We start from the raw sequence: 16847 nt of genomic DNA, 5'->3' as shown, positions 1-16847 counted from the left end.
TTGAATGATAAGACACTACATACTCATATTTTACTCTTGGGTCAAAGCTTCTATGGGTTGGAGTTTAGATGCATTTTTAGCTGGCATAAAACCAAAAATAATACCGATACAACTAGAGAAGAAGAGGGAGAAGAGTAAAACAGTGGTCGAGTAGATTAAAGTCAGATTTCCTAACAATAGTGGTAATATTAAGCCGATTAATCCAGATAATATCAATCCTAATATTCCGCCAATTGTGCAGATTAAAATAGCTTCTATGAGAAATTGTTGCAAAATATTACGATTTTGAGCGCCAATGGCCATTCGTAATCCGATCTCTTTAATTCTTTCCTTAACAGAAACTAGCATGATATTCATGACACCAATTCCGCCTACCAAAAGGGAGATGAAGGCTATTCCTGAGATTAAAAGGGTCATTGTAGAAGTGGTACTTTCAATGGTCTGTTTGATACTATCGCTATTGATCATAAAGAAATCTTGCCGGTTATGGCGGGTAATCAGTATCTGCGTGATATTCTCTTGGGCAATTTGAGAATTGACCTGATCTGCGATTTTTACCGTAATAGAATTAATTGTATTTCCACCCGTGATTTTATACATGACGGTTGTATACGGAGCCCAAAGATTTAAATTTTCTGAATTCATCCCCATGTTATTTGTTTCTTGTGTTATTCCAATGATTTTAAATGGTTTTTTGTTGAAAAATAGTGTCTTTCCGAGAGGATCTTCATTAGCAAATAACCGCTTTTGTGTATTTTGATCGATAATAATTACACTGTTTTGGTCATTAATATCATCTTCATTGAAGAATCTACCAGATACTAGTTTAATTCCTTTTACATCAAAGTATTGCATACCTACGCCATTTAATTGTCCATTGACTGATTGATTACTGAAGGAGATTAAACCTTGTGAGCTGCTATTGGGAGTAGTACTTGCAATATAGCTCTGTTTCTCTAGGAAATTGGCATCTTGTACAGTGAGCGTTTTAATTTTATTAGAATGCATATCCCCAAAATCTTTACCTGGTAATATTTCAATGGTATTAGTCCCCATCGCATTTATATTCGCCATGATATTTTGAGTAGAGCCCTCTCCTAGGGCAATAACTGTGACGACAGAGGCGATACCGATAATAATCCCTAACATTGTCAATAATGAACGCATTTTATGACTTAAAATAGCTTGGATGGCCATTTTGAATGATTCTATTAGCATATATTGGTATTCAATAAAGCGATTTTTACGTGGTGAGGCGCGATATGTTAACCCTGTATTAATGTTACTATTTTGTCTAATATCTTGAATAATTTCACCGTCTTTAATTTCGATGACACGGCTGGCATATTCAGCAATTTTCGGATCATGTGTGACTAAAATAATGGTATGACCTTTTTGATGTAAATCTATTAATATCTCCATGACTTTTTTACCACTTTTAGAATCAAGTGCGCCCGTTGGCTCATCTGCCAAAATAATTTCTCCACCATTCATCAGTGCTCGGGCAATACTAACACGTTGTTGTTGTCCTCCGGATAGGGTATTTGGCATATTGTGTATGCGCTCTTCTAGCCCAAGATCAGTAAGAAGTTGTCGCGCTCTTGATTCTCGCTCTTGTGTTGCTACACCATTATAAATAGCTGGAAGCGCTACATTTTCTAGCGCTGTAAGATTAGCAAGTAGATTGTAGCGCTGAAAGATAAAGCCAAAGGTTTTAGAACGTAAATGTGCTTGCTGATCTACACTCATCTCCTTCACTTCTTGATCGTGAATTTTATAAGATCCTTGAGAGAGTGTATCTAAGCAACCGATAATATTCATTAAAGTTGATTTTCCAGAACCGGATTGTCCGATGATGGCAACAAAATCACCTTTTTGAATATGAAGATTAATATCTTTGAGAATCTCTATCTTCTGGTGTTCAGTACCAAATTGTTTGTAAAGGTGGTTAATTTTAATAATGTCCATGGGGTTATTGTCCATAAAGTCGGTAAAAATGAAAACGGTAAAAGTAATAGATCTATTTTGTAAGTTATTCGCTTTACATCATTCTTGGTGGACCTTGACTGAGAGGAGTAGAGGTGTTACTTAATTCTTCTAAAATTAGCTGTTCTCCTTCCGTCACTCCATTTTTTATCTCGATATTAAGTTCATCTGCTAATCCTGTTTCAACCTCTTTTTCAACAACTTTTTGGGTATCGGTTAATATGCGTATGAATTTTTTATGATCGCGATTTTTGATTGCAGAAATGGGTACGATTAATACATTATCAGCCTCAGCAATTTGTATATTATTTTCAGTAGTCATTCCGATACGTAATTTAGAATCATGATTGGGGACTTCAAGGCGACCATAATAGTAGATGGCCGAATCTGAGCTCGCTCCTTTCTCATAATTTCCATTACTTAAAGTAGTTAATCCGGGATCTATGGATTTTAAAATTGTTGTATATTGTTCGTTGGGCATCGATAAAATAGAGTAGGTAACCGGCATACCTGATTGAAGATTATTAATATCCCCTTCGGAAATTTCCATCAGGATAGTCATTTTAGTTAGATCAGCAATTTGCACAATTGTGGGAGTAGACATAGAAGCATTGACTGTTTGTCCCTCTTCAACAGGAATAGAGACAATGGTTCCTTCAAGGGGAGAGAGTATCTTTGTATAGCTTAGATTAACTTTAGCGGTATTTAGAGAGATTTCTGTTTGTCGAATGAAGGATTTTATTTCGGTAATATTGGCTTTAGCTGCAGAATAAGCCTGCTCAGCATCTTCTAAATTTGATTGAGCTCTTGCCTGAAGTGATGTCAAAGATTGTTCTCGTTCATATTGTGTTTGGCTAATTTTCAAGGCGACTTCTGCAGAAGCTAATTGAGCTAGATAACTCTCAAGCCTTGCTTGCTCTGTATCATAGAGATTCTGTTGCGTTGTTGCATCTATTTGAGCAATCAAGTCCCCTTTTTTGACAGATTGCCCTAATTCAACATAGATTTTTTCTATTTGACCGGAGGCTTGAGCACCAACTGTGACTAATTGGGTGGCTGTAACTTCCCCTGTTGTTGCAACAGATTTTATAATGTTGCCGCGAGTTACAGGCATGGTCAAAAAATTAGATTTTGCTGTATTTTTGATGTGATAGATATAGCCTGCGATAGAAGTAATGATTATCAGTAAAATAATATATTTAAGTAAACGCTTCATAGTTCTTCCTTTGCTTAAAGCGAAAGCGATGGAGAGAACACTATATAAAATGAAAATGAAATTAAGATGAAGGAAAGATGAAGAAAATTTCATCTTGAAAAAATTATATAGTAAATTTGGTTTAAGAAAAATGGTTCTAAACACCACTTGCAAGATGCTAGATAGAACGGCTTCCTTACTTATTACAGCCGATGCGCCGGCATTTAAACAAGCTTATCTTGAACCGATATTACTATAAAATCCAATAATAAGAGATGATCCCCAAGGATATACAATATTGAAGCATAACCTTTGGGGATCCCCTCTTATATGATTTTAATTAATGAGGGAATTAAAACTCATTTTGCGATAGATAGGCGAGGGCATATTGTGCATAGAGTTCTGCACCTTGTTTAAGGGTTGATTCATCTACATTAAAGCGCCCATGATGATGAGCCCATTCGCTATCGGCTTCAGGATTTGCAGTGCCTAAGAAGACAAAACAGCCCGGCGCTTTTTCAGTGTAAAAGCTAAAGTCTTCTCCACCAGTTGTAGGGCGATCTGTGATGAGTGTATCAAAACCAAACTGTTTTGTGACGACTTCTGTTGCAAGGGCTGAGCTCTTCTCATCGTTGATAACAGGCAATGTCCCATAATGATAATCAATTGAGGCTGTTGCGCCATACATGGCCGCTGTATGCTCTGCAAAACGATGAATGGCATCACGAATGCGATCCCGATTTTCAAGTGAGAACGTCCGTACAGTACCTTCTAGGTAAGCATTTTCAGCAATCACATTAAATCGTGTACCGACTTCCATTTTGCCAATGGAGATCACAGCAGCATCTAAGGGGTGTGTTTCTCTTGAAACTGCAGCTTGTACATTCATCACAAAAGAGGATGCAACCATTGCGGCATCTACACATTGATTAGGCAGAGAGCCATGACCACCTTTGCCTTTAAAATGGATCTTCACAATATCGGCAGATGCCATACGAGGGCCAGCCTCACAAGAGATTCTACCTGCCGGCATTACGGTCCAGATATGCATGCCAAAAACATTATCGACATTCTCCATAGCCCCTTGTGCGACCATCTCTTTTGCACCTGCAGCAATCTCCTCGGCGGGTTGGAAAATAAAGCGTACGTTGCCAGGAATTTCATCTTTCACTTCATTTAAGACTCTTGCCGCAGTCAAGAGCATTGCTGTATGTGTATCATGACCACAAGCATGCATTTTCCCTTCATTTTGAGATTTATAAGGAATATCGCTCAACTCTAAAATGGGTAATGCATCGATATCCCCACGCAAGGCGACTGTTTTACCTGGTTTCCCCCCTTTAATCTCGGCAATTACACCGGTTGGGTTAGTAAGGCGATATTCAATCCCGAGTTTATCGAGCTCACGTGCAATTCGTTTTGTCGTTTCAAATTCTTCCCAAGGTAATTCGGGATGCGCGTGCAATTCTCGGCGAAAAGCGATTAAATCGGGTTCTGCATTTTGAACAAGTTCTTTGATTCTATTTTGTAACATTTTTTTATCCTTTAATGTGTGAATATTGATTGATTGAAAGCGGATCTATCAGAGAATATGAGTTATCATCTGATAATAACGTTATAACAATGTTGATTTGTAAATCATGATTTAAGGCGCTATTAATAATCCTTTCATGTAGCCGGCTAAAATCACTGAAACAATGGTAACAGAGATGAAGCCACCTATTAGCATTGGGGGAAGCATATGATCCATCAGCACTTTACGTTCAGCTTCATTCTCGGTGAGATGATCGACCACTTCTTTAGTGATGATGTAATCCGCAGGAAATCCATAAAGTGCGGTAAGTGCCACGGAAAAGGCCATCATAGGTTGGATTTTTAAGCACCAAGCAACAATAAAAGAGGCAATTAGCATCCCTATGACAGCAAGGGCAATGAGTACTATCAATGGGGCAAAAAGGCGCATTAACATCTCAGGACTTGCGCTATTTAAACCATTGAAGACAAAAGCCATTAGACCAAGCATTGCAAGCCCCATTGAGTTAGATTTTTGGAGCGGTTGTCGTTCTAAAAAACCGACAGCAACCGCAACAACCCCTAAAAAGAGCGCTAGAACAAATTGATCAACAACAATTCCCACTTGTTCCCGTAATATTTTAGAGATCGTAAAAGCGATTAAACCCACTAATGCAATGCGGAACAACTTAAAATAATCTGTATTATATTTATCGTGCATGCGTGAAAATAGTTTAGGTTTATCTGATTCGCTCTCTTTTGCCAGTTTTTTGAGATCCTCTAATGCCAGAGTTTCATCAACTTTTTTCCACTCTCCTTGACGATGTAGTGTTAAGACTCGTCGACCTTCCCGTTTAAGCGCAAGAGAGGTGAGGGAATAACCGGCAAATCCTTGCATCACATAGATTAAGAGTGCAAAAACTGCAACATCCTCTAAACCAAGCGCTAAGGCTGCATCATGCATAATAATAGAGGAGACAACCCCGCCAATAAGTGGTGGAATACCGGCAATGATAAGATTTGGGTCAAAAAAGAGGGAGCCAATGGCATAGCTTAAAATAATTACCCCAATAATGCTGACTAATGAAACAACGATAGTTTTCCACTGTGTTGCCATCTCTCGCCAAGAGAGTAGGGTTCCCATATTTACGATTAGGAAAAATATGAGCATGATCGCTGTTACACTTGGAATACCAGCGCGCGCCACGAGATCTCTTGGAAAGAAGCTCCAATAACCTAAAAGAAAAAGAATTGCACAGATAAAGACAGAAGGAATAAAGGCTTTTGTCTTAATCGAGATATAATCACCAAAATAGAGGATACCTGCGATGAGCACTAGTGCTAGCATCTGTGGCATCTCAGGGGATGGAGTTAAAAAAAGTGTACCTAGTTGCGATATAAAGCTATCGCTCTGACTGATCTCTTCCATTGACTGAATCCTCCTTTAGGATCAATACAGGGGTATTAAATATATTTAAAGGATATTTAAAGGTGAGATTGCGCATTTTTGAAGCGTAAAATCTCAAAGATAAATGAGCGCTGATTATTGGTTATAGTAGGTTCTCATTGATCTTATTTGTTGTGTGGGTGACACATTTTTAAGAAAGCTTTTGGCTAAAGAATTTATGTCGACAATATTTTGTGATCTCCTATTGTTACCATTCAATCAATTTAAAATACAAGAGTATGATTAATAATCCTACAAAAAAGAATGAAAATTGTTTATGTCAGCTGATTTATGACATCAGATTGTAAGATATTGATGCAGATTGTATCTAAAATTATGATTTTGAATCAACAGGATATGTTGTGTTAAATCCATCTTAATAAGCGTTGTGCAGGTTATATGGGAATATTCCCAGGCCTTCATTTTTATTCCCGCTCGCCTTGCTTAAAAGTTGCGTGAGGGGATTTAAATATATTGTATAAGAGCAGGTGCAAACGTGGAGAACATAAAAGATGAAAAATAGGTGTAAAAACAGGATCAACTCTATTAAAGTGATCCTGTCTTAAATGATTAAACTCACTATTTTGTGAGTGGATTTTTAAGATCATCTATCAAGATGCCTTAAAGCTAATCTCTCAATTATAGATGTGTGCCATTACGGCGATTGAAATCTTCAAGCTTTTTATCGGTATTGTATTGAGATAATTCATATACAGCCCAGATTGCCGCAGGAACCCAACCGATCAGGGTGATTTGCAAAATAAGGCAAATAAGTCCTGAAATAGGGCGGCCAATAGTGAAGAAGAGTAACCATGGGAGGAAAATAGCAATTATTAAACGCATATTAAAAATCTCTTATGAGTGAATAGGTAAAATTATAAAAGTAGCTCAGTAGCGAATATTCATTCTACATTCTAAATCGATCATTATCAGGTTGGTTGAATTGAATGTATAGTGATACTGAATAAGGTATAGAGTATCATTATGATAAATAATAATAAATTATAAATTACTGAATACGTAATGAATACATAATAGATATACTCATACTCAATGGATAATTTAAGAGCTATTTCTTTATAGTAAGGGCTTCATTCCTTTTTTCAACTATTGTGTTATCAAAATAGACTATTGATCTTATGTTTGTCACTTTTTGGAGATTGAGAATGAAAAGTAGGGAAAGGCTGACAGCCGCATAATAATATTGCTATACTTTCAAAGCGAGAAAAAATGCTTACTATTTTGCACAGTTGAGCGCTATTTTCGTGTAACAAAGCACCACACCTCATTTTTTATAATCAATCAATCGGGATGGAATGATCGGATGAAAGTTTTAATTGTCGGAAAAGGGGGCAGGGAACATGCCCTTGCTTGGAAAAGTGCCCAAAGTTCATTAGTATCAGAGGTCTTTGTTGCGCCGGGAAATGCCGGAATGGTGCAGGATGCAACGCTAGTGGATATTTCTGAAACAGATGCGGTGGCACTCGCCGATTGGGCGGAAGCCAATGATATTGATGTGACGATTATTGGCCCTGAGGCGAGTTTAGTTGCCGGTGTTGCTGATGAGTTTAATCGCCGGAATCTGCTAGTTTGGGGGCCAAGTGCTAAAGCTGCACAGATTGAGAGTAGTAAAGATTTCTCAAAACAGATGATGGTTAAATATGGTGCGCCAACCGCGCATTCTCAAAGTTTTACCAATAGCCAAATGGCTAAAGCCTATGTGGGTGAAATTGGCCTACCGATTGTGATTAAAGCCGATGGCTTAGCCGCTGGGAAAGGCGTTGTGATTCCTGAAACACTCGTAGAAGCTTTTGCGACGATTGAGGATATGCTTGAGGGAAATCGTTTTGGAGAGGCCGGCGCGTGTATCTTAATCGAAGAGATGTTAGTCGGAGAAGAGTTCTCATTGATGTGTTTTGTCCATAATGGTCAAGTGATTCCTATGGTCATGGCTCAAGATCATAAACGGGCTTATGATAATGATGAAGGTCCCAATACTGGTGGCATGGGTGCTTATGCACCGACCTTTAAGGCAGATAGTAATGAAGTTGCAACGGCAGTGAAGACGATTATGCAGCCAATTGTTGATGGTTTAGCACAAGAAGGGATGCCTTACACTGGATTTCTCTATGGTGGTCTATTCTTAACAGCGGAAGGCTTCAAAGTTATTGAGTTTAATGCGCGTTTTGGCGATCCTGAAGCGCAGATTATTTTGCCTCTTCTCAAGACTGACTTTATCGAGATTATTCATGGATTATTAACCGGTAAAGCAGTACCGACAATCGAATGGCATGATCAATATGCTATAGGTGTTGTTTTAGCTGCTGAAGGTTATCCTGATGCGCCACAATTGGGTTATCCGCTTAATACACCGCTGATGAATGGTGTTGATGAATTAGTCTTCTATGCTGGCGTTAAAGCGAAGAAGAGCGGAGATAATGAAGTGCTCTTAAGTAATGGTGGACGAATTTTGTTAAATGTCGCTATTGCCAATGACTTTAAATCCGCTTATGACAAGGTTTATCGTACTATGGTGGCTTTAAAAGTACCCCATACATTCTATCGTAGCGATATTGGTCACAAGCAATTTAAGCGTTAATGAATAACAGGGATATATTGCGATTATTGATAGCGATTATAGTAACGACGATTTTAGCTACAATTGAGTAGACTGTTAGAAGCCCTTATCAATGATAGGGCTTTTTTATATAGAATTGTGTCAAGCAATTGTATAATTTTTGCCTATTTTTTATAGGGAACGTTTATCTGTAAGTAGTAACCGTAAAATATTAGTAAAATTTAGTAATAATCCCTATTTCTTCTTTCTATTGTCACCTCTAACTATAAGATTTTTAGTATTAAAAGATGATAGCGGTAATAAAATGCCCAGTGTTCTCTAGGCGAACATTTTGCCAATGAAGGGTTGATAATGACGATTGAAATTAATAAAAAATAATGAAAATTTACTAATATTGTAAAGGGTAAACATGAGAACTAATTGATATTGTGCTATTATTTTGCAGTATTTTCTGATCTAGTTAGATCGAGAATAGAGGAAGGCATGGGGCCTTCATCTTAAAATTTATCTCACTAACAACAGTTGAGAAAGGATTATTAACTATGGTGGCAACAAATATTAAAGGGAATTTGCCAGAGAATGAGTCGGAGAAAAAAGCTGAAGGTGGCTTATTCTCTTCCTTGCATCTTCCCGTTTTTATTAGTGCAAATGTTATTATTTTTGCAATTATCGCAATTGCAATATTCCATCCTGATGCGCCGGATTTCTTTTCTGGACTTTTAGCTTGGATTACTGAAAATCTTGGTTGGTACTATCTACTAGCAGTGGGGATCATTCTGATCTCTTTTATCTATGTAGCATTAAGCCGATTTGGAACGATTAAACTTGGCCCAGATCATTCGGAACCAGCTTATAGTGATAAGAGTTGGTTTGCGATGCTCTTCTCCACGGGGATGGGGATCGGAATCATGTTCTTCGGCGTGGCAGAACCTTTACTTCATTACTTACTTCCACCGATAGGTCAGGGTGAGACGATTGAAGCTGCGAAATCTGCAATGAATATTACCTTTTTCCATTGGGGATTACATGCTTGGGCGATATACGGTATCGTGGGTTTAATTCTTGCTTACTTTAGCTTCCGTATGAATCTTCCGCTTGCGCTCAGATCAGCACTCTATCCGATGATTGGGGATCGTATCTATGGCCGCTGGGGCGATGCGATCGATACTTTTGCGGTTATTGGTACCGTATTCGGGGTGGCAACGACGCTCGGTTTTGGGGTGATGCAGATTAATACCGGTCTGAATGTTCTTTTCCCTTCGATTCCGGTCGCTTCTACTACGCAGGTGATTCTCATTATTGTCACGACTGCTTGTGCGACGCTTTCGGTCAGTATGGGGCTTGATAAAGGGATTAAATTTCTATCAGAACTCAATTTGATCTTAGCTTTCGCATTAGTGCTTTTTGTCTTCCTTTTTGGCGGAAAAGTACTCTTCTTGCTTGAAGTATTAATGCAAAATATTGGTAACTATTTCTCAAGTATCTTCAATAGTACCTTTAATATGTATAGCTATGAGGCAGCTTCTTCTCCTGAATTAAAGCAGAGTATTGATAGTTGGTTAGGTGGTTGGACGATCTCATATTGGGGTTGGTGGATTGCTTGGTCACCGTTTGTAGGGATGTTTATTGCTAAGATCTCTCGTGGTCGTACCATTCGTAACTTCGTTGGTGGCGTCCTCTTAATTCCTGCCGGCTTTACTTTCTTCTGGATGACTGTCTTTGGAAACTCAGCGATTGATATGATTGAAACAGATAATATCTTGTCGCTTAAAGAGACGCTTCTAGGACCAGATGGTAGTTCTAAGGCTCTTTTCGCATTTATAAGCCATTTCCCAGTAGCGGAAACAGTACAGAACTTTATTCCTGCTGAATGGATTCGCGGTGCAATCTCCTTCATATCAGTGGTGATGGTTGCAGTCTTCTTTGTGACAAGTGCGGACTCTGGTGCGCTTGTGATGGATATGCTTTCAAGTAAGAAAGATGTGGAAGTCACACCACTTTGGCAACGGATCTTCTGGGGTTCGATTACCGGTGTGATTGCGATTGTATTACTGTTAAATGGTGGCCTTGGCTCATTACAGGCAGTCTCTACAACAACGGCATTTCCTTTTAGTATCGTAATCTTAATCTCAATCTACGGGCTTATTAAAGCGCTTAGAATGGATATTGGTAAGATCGATATTCGGAGTAAAGCAAATATGTATGTGCAGCCAAGTACGGTTGATTCTGGCGGTTGGCAGAAACGTCTTCGTAATGTGATGGTTTATCCTCGTCGTGGCAATGTAATCAAATTTATGGAAGCGGTAGTGGTTCCGGCATTTGAGGAAGTAAAAGCGGAATTTGTCAAACAGGGCTTAACCGTCAACATTAATACTGAGCAAGATGATGATATTATCTTTGAAGTAGATCATGGTGAGAATGCAAACTTTATCTATCGTGTTAAAGCGAAGCATTATCTCAAACCAAGCTTCACATTGATGGATGAAGAGACAGATCAGGAAGATCAAAAATACTTCCGTGCAGAGGTCTATCTCGATGATGGTAGTAAAGGTTATGACATTATGGGATATACCAAAGATAATGTGATGAATGATATTGTGGATCAATACACAAGTCACCATTACTTCATCCAAAACTTTGAAATGCGTTCTGATTATGAGGTCGGTTCTAATCCGAATGAGTAATCAATTGACGTAATAGTCATTAAAGTATTGAGATAAAGAAAAGCCAAGGTCTAACAAGGATCTTGGCTTTTTGTTATTCTTAGAGAATCATCTTATCTATGTCAGGCCCTTAAATTATAGTAAAGTTGGTTTAAGAAAAATGGTTTTTAAGCAGCTAGTATTTGATTTTACAAGAAGATAAAACCTTACTCAACAACACTTGCAAGGTGCCGGATAGAACAGCTTCCTTGTTTTGTACAACCGATGCGCCGGCATTTAAATAAGCTTATTTTGAACTGATCTGTTCATTGATTCATGCATGTTGAAGTCGTATGTTCAATCTAAGTTGATTCATTCACACCTTCATTCGTTAATCCTGTTGACGCATAATCTTTAGAATCCAGCTAGTAATAATCGCGATAATCCCGCCAAGAGCCGTTTCTACAATACGATCAGTTAATAGCGCTAAAACAGGGTGATTCCAATACATTCCTAGTTCTACCATCACTAAACTATAACAGGTGACCCAGAACGTTACTGTCGTGAATCCCTTTGTAAAGCTCAAGGGCAAGATAAAAGAGAAAATAAAGAGCAGCCCAATCATATAGTAAGTCTCATTCATCTGCGGTAGATATTGTGGAACTTGGAATAATAGAAAGAGTGCAAGTACTGCCACAATACTTCCTAAGAAACGAAGGAGAGAGTTATGGAAAACGGTTGAGGCTTTCGGTGGCATCACCATGACAAAGGTAATGGTTGCCCAATAATTTTTCTCAATGCCGAGATAATGAGGAATAAGTAGAGTTAGGAACATTCCAAGGCTATAAATAAGGGCGCGTGGAATCAGATGGGTTTGTAGCCGAAAGAGATCTTGACTAAAAACCCCTTGTTTAAAGGCTTCAAGATCCATATTTTTGCGCAATAAAATGTGGCAAACAATGAGCGCCGAGATTGTACCAATTGCCGAGCCTATCGGTAAGCCATCGGTAATTTTAGGTAATGCGGTTCCTATGGTTGATAGAATAATGGCGAAGCGCATCGCACGGTCAAAAACAGGATCTCGTCCAAAGAGATAGTAGTAGAAATAGCTTAAAATAAAGAGATAGAGATAAAACCACCAAGTCAAATGGAGCATCTGCCCAACATAAGCACTTCCAAGCACTAATGCCATCCAGAGAATAAGATAGAGGTAATTCGAGCGATCGGGCTTAGCGTTATAGAGCGAATAAGTACAAAGCACAGAGAAAGAGGTCCAAACAATCGCGCCTCGCAATCCCATAAATTGGGCGGCAATCAACGCACTGAGAATCATACTTCCTAAGAAAACAAAGCTATCTTTAAAGTAGCCGCGTTGAATATGAAATAAGTTCATAATCGTGAGTTAATCCTTTTTGATTATAGGGAATAGTATCGTGAGCTTTCTGTAAATACCTCACAATAGTCAATTAATGATGAGCTCAAATAACTAGCTTCAATAACTAGCTTAAATAATTATAAGGATATTTCAAATACGATATGCCTAATTATTAATAATCATCAATAAATATCGATAATAAACATCTAATAAATAGATAGTTTATATGAAATAACCTATTTAAATTGAACGAGATAAAAATAAGTAGATGCTCTATAAAGGCGCATTGACTAAATCTAATTGCTGATAACTAAAATCACCATTTTCAGTAATACGGCTACCATCAATGATCTTTTTAAGTTCCGGCATCGCATCTGCAAATTGTGGCAATGGAAGTTGCAAGCGCCGTGCGACGGCTTCATAGTAGCAAATACGAGTAGGCTGGCAGGGTGAAACGATGTTGTATATCTCATTTTGTTCAGGAGTGGTTCGAGTAATCAACATCGAGATTGCGGTAATGACATCTGTTTGATGTACTAAATTAATCAGTTGGTAAGGGCTTACGATATTGCTTCTGCCGCTCAGATGATAGACCGGATGGCGATTAGGGCCAATAAGCCCGGCAAGACGAAGAATAGTTGCCGGAATTGGGCTTGCAATAAAGGCAGTTTCTAACAATCGGCAAATCTGTGCAGATTCCGTTTGGGGGATTGCCGGCAATGCTTCATTAATAATACCGCTACTATTGCCATATACAGATGTTGAACTTGTATAGAATAATTTTTTTACGCCAAATTTTAAGGCGATTGAGAGAAATGATTGAATGGTATTTTCTATCTCTTTAAACTGTTCCTGTGTTAATTTCTTTGATGTTAGTCGATTTTCTTGAGGGGCAGATTTTGCTTTTTGTTGCTGAAATGCACTCGGTGGCAGTGTAAAAATCACCGTTCGATCGTTAAACAACTCAGCAAAATAGGCTTTTTGCTCAAGGCTTAAATTCTCTAGATTAAGATTAGCCATATCTTGTATTTGAAATGGGTAATAGCGAATTTGACTATTGGCAATGATCATTTGATGATCGATCATTGGTCGTTTGGTCGCAATTACATCTACACCCGCTTCTGCTAAGCTAAGCGCTAGAGCGGAGCCCAACCAACCAGCACCGATGATGGTGATTTTGCTGTTCATTAGGGAAACTAAGTTTTGCGGAGAATGATTAGATGATTGGGGCATAATTAGCTCACAATAGTAGAGAATCAAGGTGGGTGCAATGAATTAGGGGAGGTACATTGCATTATGTATTGCCGGCAAATGGGGCAAACGTCTTCGGTTAAAGTTTGATAGACTAGATATGGTACCAGGTATAACATCATTGTGCTTTCGATTCGTATAGCGATCTGAAAGCCTCAAGAGAATGATTAATATCATAAACTCAAATAGGAGTATTTCCATGAAAAAAGTCGTATTAAGTATCCCTGAAATTAGTTGTGGTCATTGCACCTCTAGCATTGATGGCGCGTTAAATGAGTTAGATGGCGTGATTAGCGCGACTTCTAGTGTTGATAAGAAAGAGACAGAAGTTGAATTTGAAGAGAAGATCATCTCGATCGGCGCTATTATCGAGGTCATTGATGATATTGGTTTTGCCGCAACGGTTGTTGGAGAATAACCGAATTGACAAGTAGAGGAATGGAATCTATTCCTCATCAAAAGGAAAGGCCATCCTGTCACGACGATGGCCTCTCGATGATCTGCTATTTGCTATTGAATGATTATTCGAGGAAGTGAATTGATGTAGAGTAAGATCAGTTCATAATAAGCATTATTTAAATGCCGGCGCATCGGCTGATCGAGGCAAGGAAACTATTCTATCCGGCATCTTGCAAGCGTTGTTGTGTAAGGTTTTATCTTTTTTTAAAACCACTTATTCTCTGCTCAAAACCATTTTTTACACCAAATTTACCATAACTAATTGAATTAAAGTCCTCGTGCTTGGCATTGCTGAGTAATAAAGGGATTATCATTGCCTTGTACCGATTCAATAATCCGATTACGCTCACATTCCCATCTTTGTACGGGATAACTCTTATTCCAAGCGCTCATTAGACGTTTTTCATTCTTGGAGAGATTTAATCCATAGCGATCAGCCATATAGAGGTAAGTTCTAGCAATCATCCCTTTAATCTCATTACGGGGTTGTACCTGACGATTTTTAAAATCGGTTGCAAATTGACATTGGCCATATTGATTAAAAGTTTTCGTGAACTCATTAAAACCAAAATTAGAACGATCCGCATTGACCTCCCCTACAGCGGGCTGGAGATTATGCATATCGCCTTCCATTGTATTAAATTTTACACTATAGTGAGGTTCCGACTGACAAGCCTTTCGCCCTCCATTTTGCCAGCATTGAAGTTGATTACCAAAAGCATGGGCTGGCATCACATGTTCCCATTCAATTCGGTTGGCGCGTACCTCATTTTTACGAACTTTATAACCACAGCTTTTCAGATCAACAATCCCCTTACGACCTTCCCAAGAGAAATCACAACCACAATAGAACTCTTTCTGTTCAGGATGCGCTTTGTAGATTTTGATAAGTTCAGTTTTAGCCTTATTAAAATTCTGTTCAGAGATAACCCGTTGCCGAGCTTCTTGATCTTTGGGGAATTCAAATTGGCGAATATCAAAGTCGGTAAAATAAGCCCCCACCATGAGCACGATAATGCCTAAAAGCCAATAAATGGGATTCTTCTTCTGAAAGAATTTGTTTGCAATATTAGCAACTTGTTTCTGATTTTTATTGGTACGTCTTTTTTTAGCCATAATATTTTATAATATCGAATAATAATGAAAGGCATCATTGTACTGTAAAAAAGTAGGTTATTATGGGTGAAAAGCGGGCATTTATCAGTAAAGAGAGCCAGTGTCATGAACAACCTTATGGATTTCAGATACTTATGCTTGATAATACACTTTGTTTTGATTTTTAATTAATAATTAAAAAAATTAATATTGCTATAATAATATACTATATTTTTATATAGGGTGTTTTGTATCGAAACCCTATTTTTTTGCTCTTTAAAAATTTGCATAAATTCAATGAGTTGAATCTGACTGAAAAATAAAGGTAAGAGAACACAAAATCTTGAAATTTAAGATGATAGTTAGATTTACAGTAAATTCCTTCTAGGTAACCACGAACGGGCAGCATAAGCTTATAAATATTTTGACAATATTTATGTAGATAAGTAACATATAAATCATTATATGCCCGGTTGCAGTAAGCCTACCACTCTATTTAAGGTAGTGCCGAACCACCGGGCTTTTGTTTTTTTTGAGGTAATATTAAATGCCAACAGCCATATGAATTGATGGTGCTTTTTTGATAAAAAGATCTCGTTATTTAAGCAACAAATATCCTAAAGGATTATCCCAACAAGAAGTAGATGATATTTGTTATGATTCTAAAAAAGTAGCAACTTTTATTTTTGAATATGCTTTGTCTCATTTGAATGCGAAAGGAAATAGCAGAAAGAGAGATCTCTATAGAATTTTCTTTTATGATTGCCCTCCTGCTCAATATAAAGGACATAACCCAATTTCTAAAGTTGCTTATGATTCAACCAAGACTAAAGAATATCTATTTAGAACAGCATTACATATTGAGCTTAAAAAATTGAGAAAAGTAGCTTTACGATTTGGAAAAATTACGAATACTAGTTGGACCTACAAAAATAGAGTTATTCAAGATCTCTTAAAAGGAAGAAAAAAACTAGAAGATATTACTGAAAATGACGTAGAGCCATCTTTTAGACAAAAAGGTGTCGATATGAAAATTGGAATCGATATATCATCATTAACCTTGAAAAAGCTTGTTAAACAAATAATTTTGATTGCAGGCGATGCAGATTTTGTACCTGCTGCAAAATTAGCTAGAAGGGAAGGGATTGACTTTATATTAGATCCGATGGGTATTGATATTAATCCAGAGTTATTTGAACATATCGATGGACTCCAAAGTCCCAAAAAGGATCTTATATGGATTCCTAAAGAAAATAGGCAAAATAAATCTAAGAGTAATGATAGCAAGTAATAACAGGTCAATTTGA

Annotated in this window: 12 protein-coding genes; 4 read left to right on the top strand and 8 right to left on the bottom strand. The window is 37.8% G+C overall.

The features are described 5' to 3' along the window. Nucleotides 1–30 precede the first annotated feature (30 nt). The 5 genes from WMO13_RS05285 to WMO13_RS05265 all read right to left on the bottom strand — a co-directional run bounded on the left by WMO13_RS05285 (nucleotide 31) and on the right by WMO13_RS05265 (nucleotide 6983). The gene (locus WMO13_RS05285) at nucleotides 31–1968 is read right to left on the bottom strand and encodes a MacB family efflux pump subunit (RefSeq protein ID WP_026879445.1); all 1938 of its coding nucleotides are present in this window, start codon (nucleotides 1966–1968) and stop codon (nucleotides 31–33) included. 73 nt (nucleotides 1969–2041) lie between these two features. Then, the gene (locus WMO13_RS05280) at nucleotides 2042–3202 is read right to left on the bottom strand and encodes an efflux RND transporter periplasmic adaptor subunit (RefSeq protein WP_026879446.1); all 1161 of its coding nucleotides are present in this window, start codon (nucleotides 3200–3202) and stop codon (nucleotides 2042–2044) included. Between the two features lie 331 nt (nucleotides 3203–3533). Further along, nucleotides 3534–4715 (bottom strand): M20 family metallopeptidase, encoded by a 1182-nt coding sequence (locus WMO13_RS05275; protein WP_026879447.1) that lies wholly within the window; start codon nucleotides 4713–4715, stop codon nucleotides 3534–3536. 111 nt (nucleotides 4716–4826) lie between these two features. Further along, nucleotides 4827–6122, bottom strand: coding sequence for a hypothetical protein (locus WMO13_RS05270; protein ID WP_270049132.1), 1296 nt, complete (start codon nucleotides 6120–6122; stop codon nucleotides 4827–4829). A gap of 657 nt (nucleotides 6123–6779) precedes the next feature. Then, nucleotides 6780–6983 (bottom strand): YqaE/Pmp3 family membrane protein, encoded by a 204-nt coding sequence (locus WMO13_RS05265; protein ID WP_026879449.1) that lies wholly within the window; start codon nucleotides 6981–6983, stop codon nucleotides 6780–6782. 481 nt (nucleotides 6984–7464) lie between these two features. Between WMO13_RS05265 and purD the strand changes: the two genes are divergently transcribed. Continuing rightward, nucleotides 7465–8739 carry a phosphoribosylamine--glycine ligase gene (gene purD, locus WMO13_RS05260; protein WP_026879450.1) on the top strand — a complete coding sequence of 425 codons (1275 nt, stop codon included), beginning with the start codon at nucleotides 7465–7467 and terminating at the stop codon, nucleotides 8737–8739. 521 nt (nucleotides 8740–9260) lie between these two features. Beyond that, on the top strand, nucleotides 9261–11402 hold the full coding sequence (locus tag WMO13_RS05255) for a BCCT family transporter (protein ID WP_156923306.1): 2142 nt from the start codon (nucleotides 9261–9263) through the stop codon (nucleotides 11400–11402). 349 nt (nucleotides 11403–11751) lie between these two features. Here WMO13_RS05255 and WMO13_RS05250 read toward each other — a convergent pair whose 3' ends face one another. Both WMO13_RS05250 and WMO13_RS05245 read right to left on the bottom strand, forming a co-directional pair. Continuing rightward, on the bottom strand, nucleotides 11752–12753 hold the full coding sequence (locus WMO13_RS05250) for an FUSC family protein (RefSeq protein ID WP_051396313.1): 1002 nt from the start codon (nucleotides 12751–12753) through the stop codon (nucleotides 11752–11754). A 255-nt stretch (nucleotides 12754–13008) separates the two neighbouring features. Beyond that, entirely contained in the window at nucleotides 13009–13923 is a 915-nt protein-coding gene (locus WMO13_RS05245) for an NAD-dependent epimerase/dehydratase family protein (RefSeq protein WP_169727780.1), read from the bottom strand. 262 nt (nucleotides 13924–14185) lie between these two features. Here WMO13_RS05245 and WMO13_RS05240 point away from each other — a divergent pair, with 262 nt between their 5' ends. Then, a complete protein-coding gene (locus tag WMO13_RS05240; protein WP_026879452.1) occupies nucleotides 14186–14404 on the top strand; it encodes a heavy-metal-associated domain-containing protein in 219 nt (72 codons plus the stop codon). A gap of 308 nt (nucleotides 14405–14712) precedes the next feature. Here the strand turns inward: WMO13_RS05240 and WMO13_RS05235 are convergent, their stop codons facing one another. Continuing rightward, entirely contained in the window at nucleotides 14713–15561 is an 849-nt protein-coding gene (locus WMO13_RS05235; RefSeq protein WP_026879453.1) for an endonuclease, read from the bottom strand. 559 nt (nucleotides 15562–16120) lie between these two features. Here WMO13_RS05235 and WMO13_RS05230 point away from each other — a divergent pair. Continuing rightward, nucleotides 16121–16831, top strand: a complete 711-nt coding sequence (locus tag WMO13_RS05230) for an NYN domain-containing protein (RefSeq protein WP_245601177.1) — start codon at nucleotides 16121–16123, stop codon at nucleotides 16829–16831. The last annotated feature ends 16 nt before the right edge of the window (nucleotides 16832–16847 follow it).

Source organism: Ignatzschineria larvae DSM 13226 (assembly GCF_038500265.1).
In the GTDB taxonomy this organism is placed as follows: Bacteria; Pseudomonadota; Gammaproteobacteria; order Cardiobacteriales; family Wohlfahrtiimonadaceae; genus Ignatzschineria; species Ignatzschineria larvae.
The sequence above is the reverse complement of the archived record's forward strand: the minus strand, read 5'-3'. Positions and strand labels throughout refer to the sequence as shown.

Bases quoted from the DNA above. Each gene is read 5' to 3' on its own strand.
- WMO13_RS05240 (WP_026879452.1), top strand. From the start codon at position 14,186: ATGAAAAAAGTCGTATTAAGTATCCCTGAAATTAGTTGTGGTCATTGC.
- WMO13_RS05235 (WP_026879453.1), bottom strand. From the start codon at position 15,561: ATGGCTAAAAAAAGACGTACCAATAAAAATCAGAAACAAGTTGCTAAT.
- purD (WP_026879450.1), top strand. From the start codon at position 7,465: ATGAAAGTTTTAATTGTCGGAAAAGGGGGCAGGGAACATGCCCTTGCT.
- WMO13_RS05245 (WP_169727780.1), bottom strand. From the start codon at position 13,923: ATGAACAGCAAAATCACCATCATCGGTGCTGGTTGGTTGGGCTCCGCT.
- WMO13_RS05285 (WP_026879445.1), bottom strand. From the start codon at position 1,968: ATGGACATTATTAAAATTAACCACCTTTACAAACAATTTGGTACTGAA.
- WMO13_RS05280 (WP_026879446.1), bottom strand. From the start codon at position 3,202: ATGAAGCGTTTACTTAAATATATTATTTTACTGATAATCATTACTTCT.
- WMO13_RS05265 (WP_026879449.1), bottom strand. From the start codon at position 6,983: ATGCGTTTAATAATTGCTATTTTCCTCCCATGGTTACTCTTCTTCACT.
- WMO13_RS05255 (WP_156923306.1), top strand. From the start codon at position 9,261: ATGGTGGCAACAAATATTAAAGGGAATTTGCCAGAGAATGAGTCGGAG.
- WMO13_RS05250 (WP_051396313.1), bottom strand. From the start codon at position 12,753: ATGAACTTATTTCATATTCAACGCGGCTACTTTAAAGATAGCTTTGTT.
- WMO13_RS05275 (WP_026879447.1), bottom strand. From the start codon at position 4,715: ATGTTACAAAATAGAATCAAAGAACTTGTTCAAAATGCAGAACCCGAT.
- WMO13_RS05270 (WP_270049132.1), bottom strand. From the start codon at position 6,122: ATGGAAGAGATCAGTCAGAGCGATAGCTTTATATCGCAACTAGGTACA.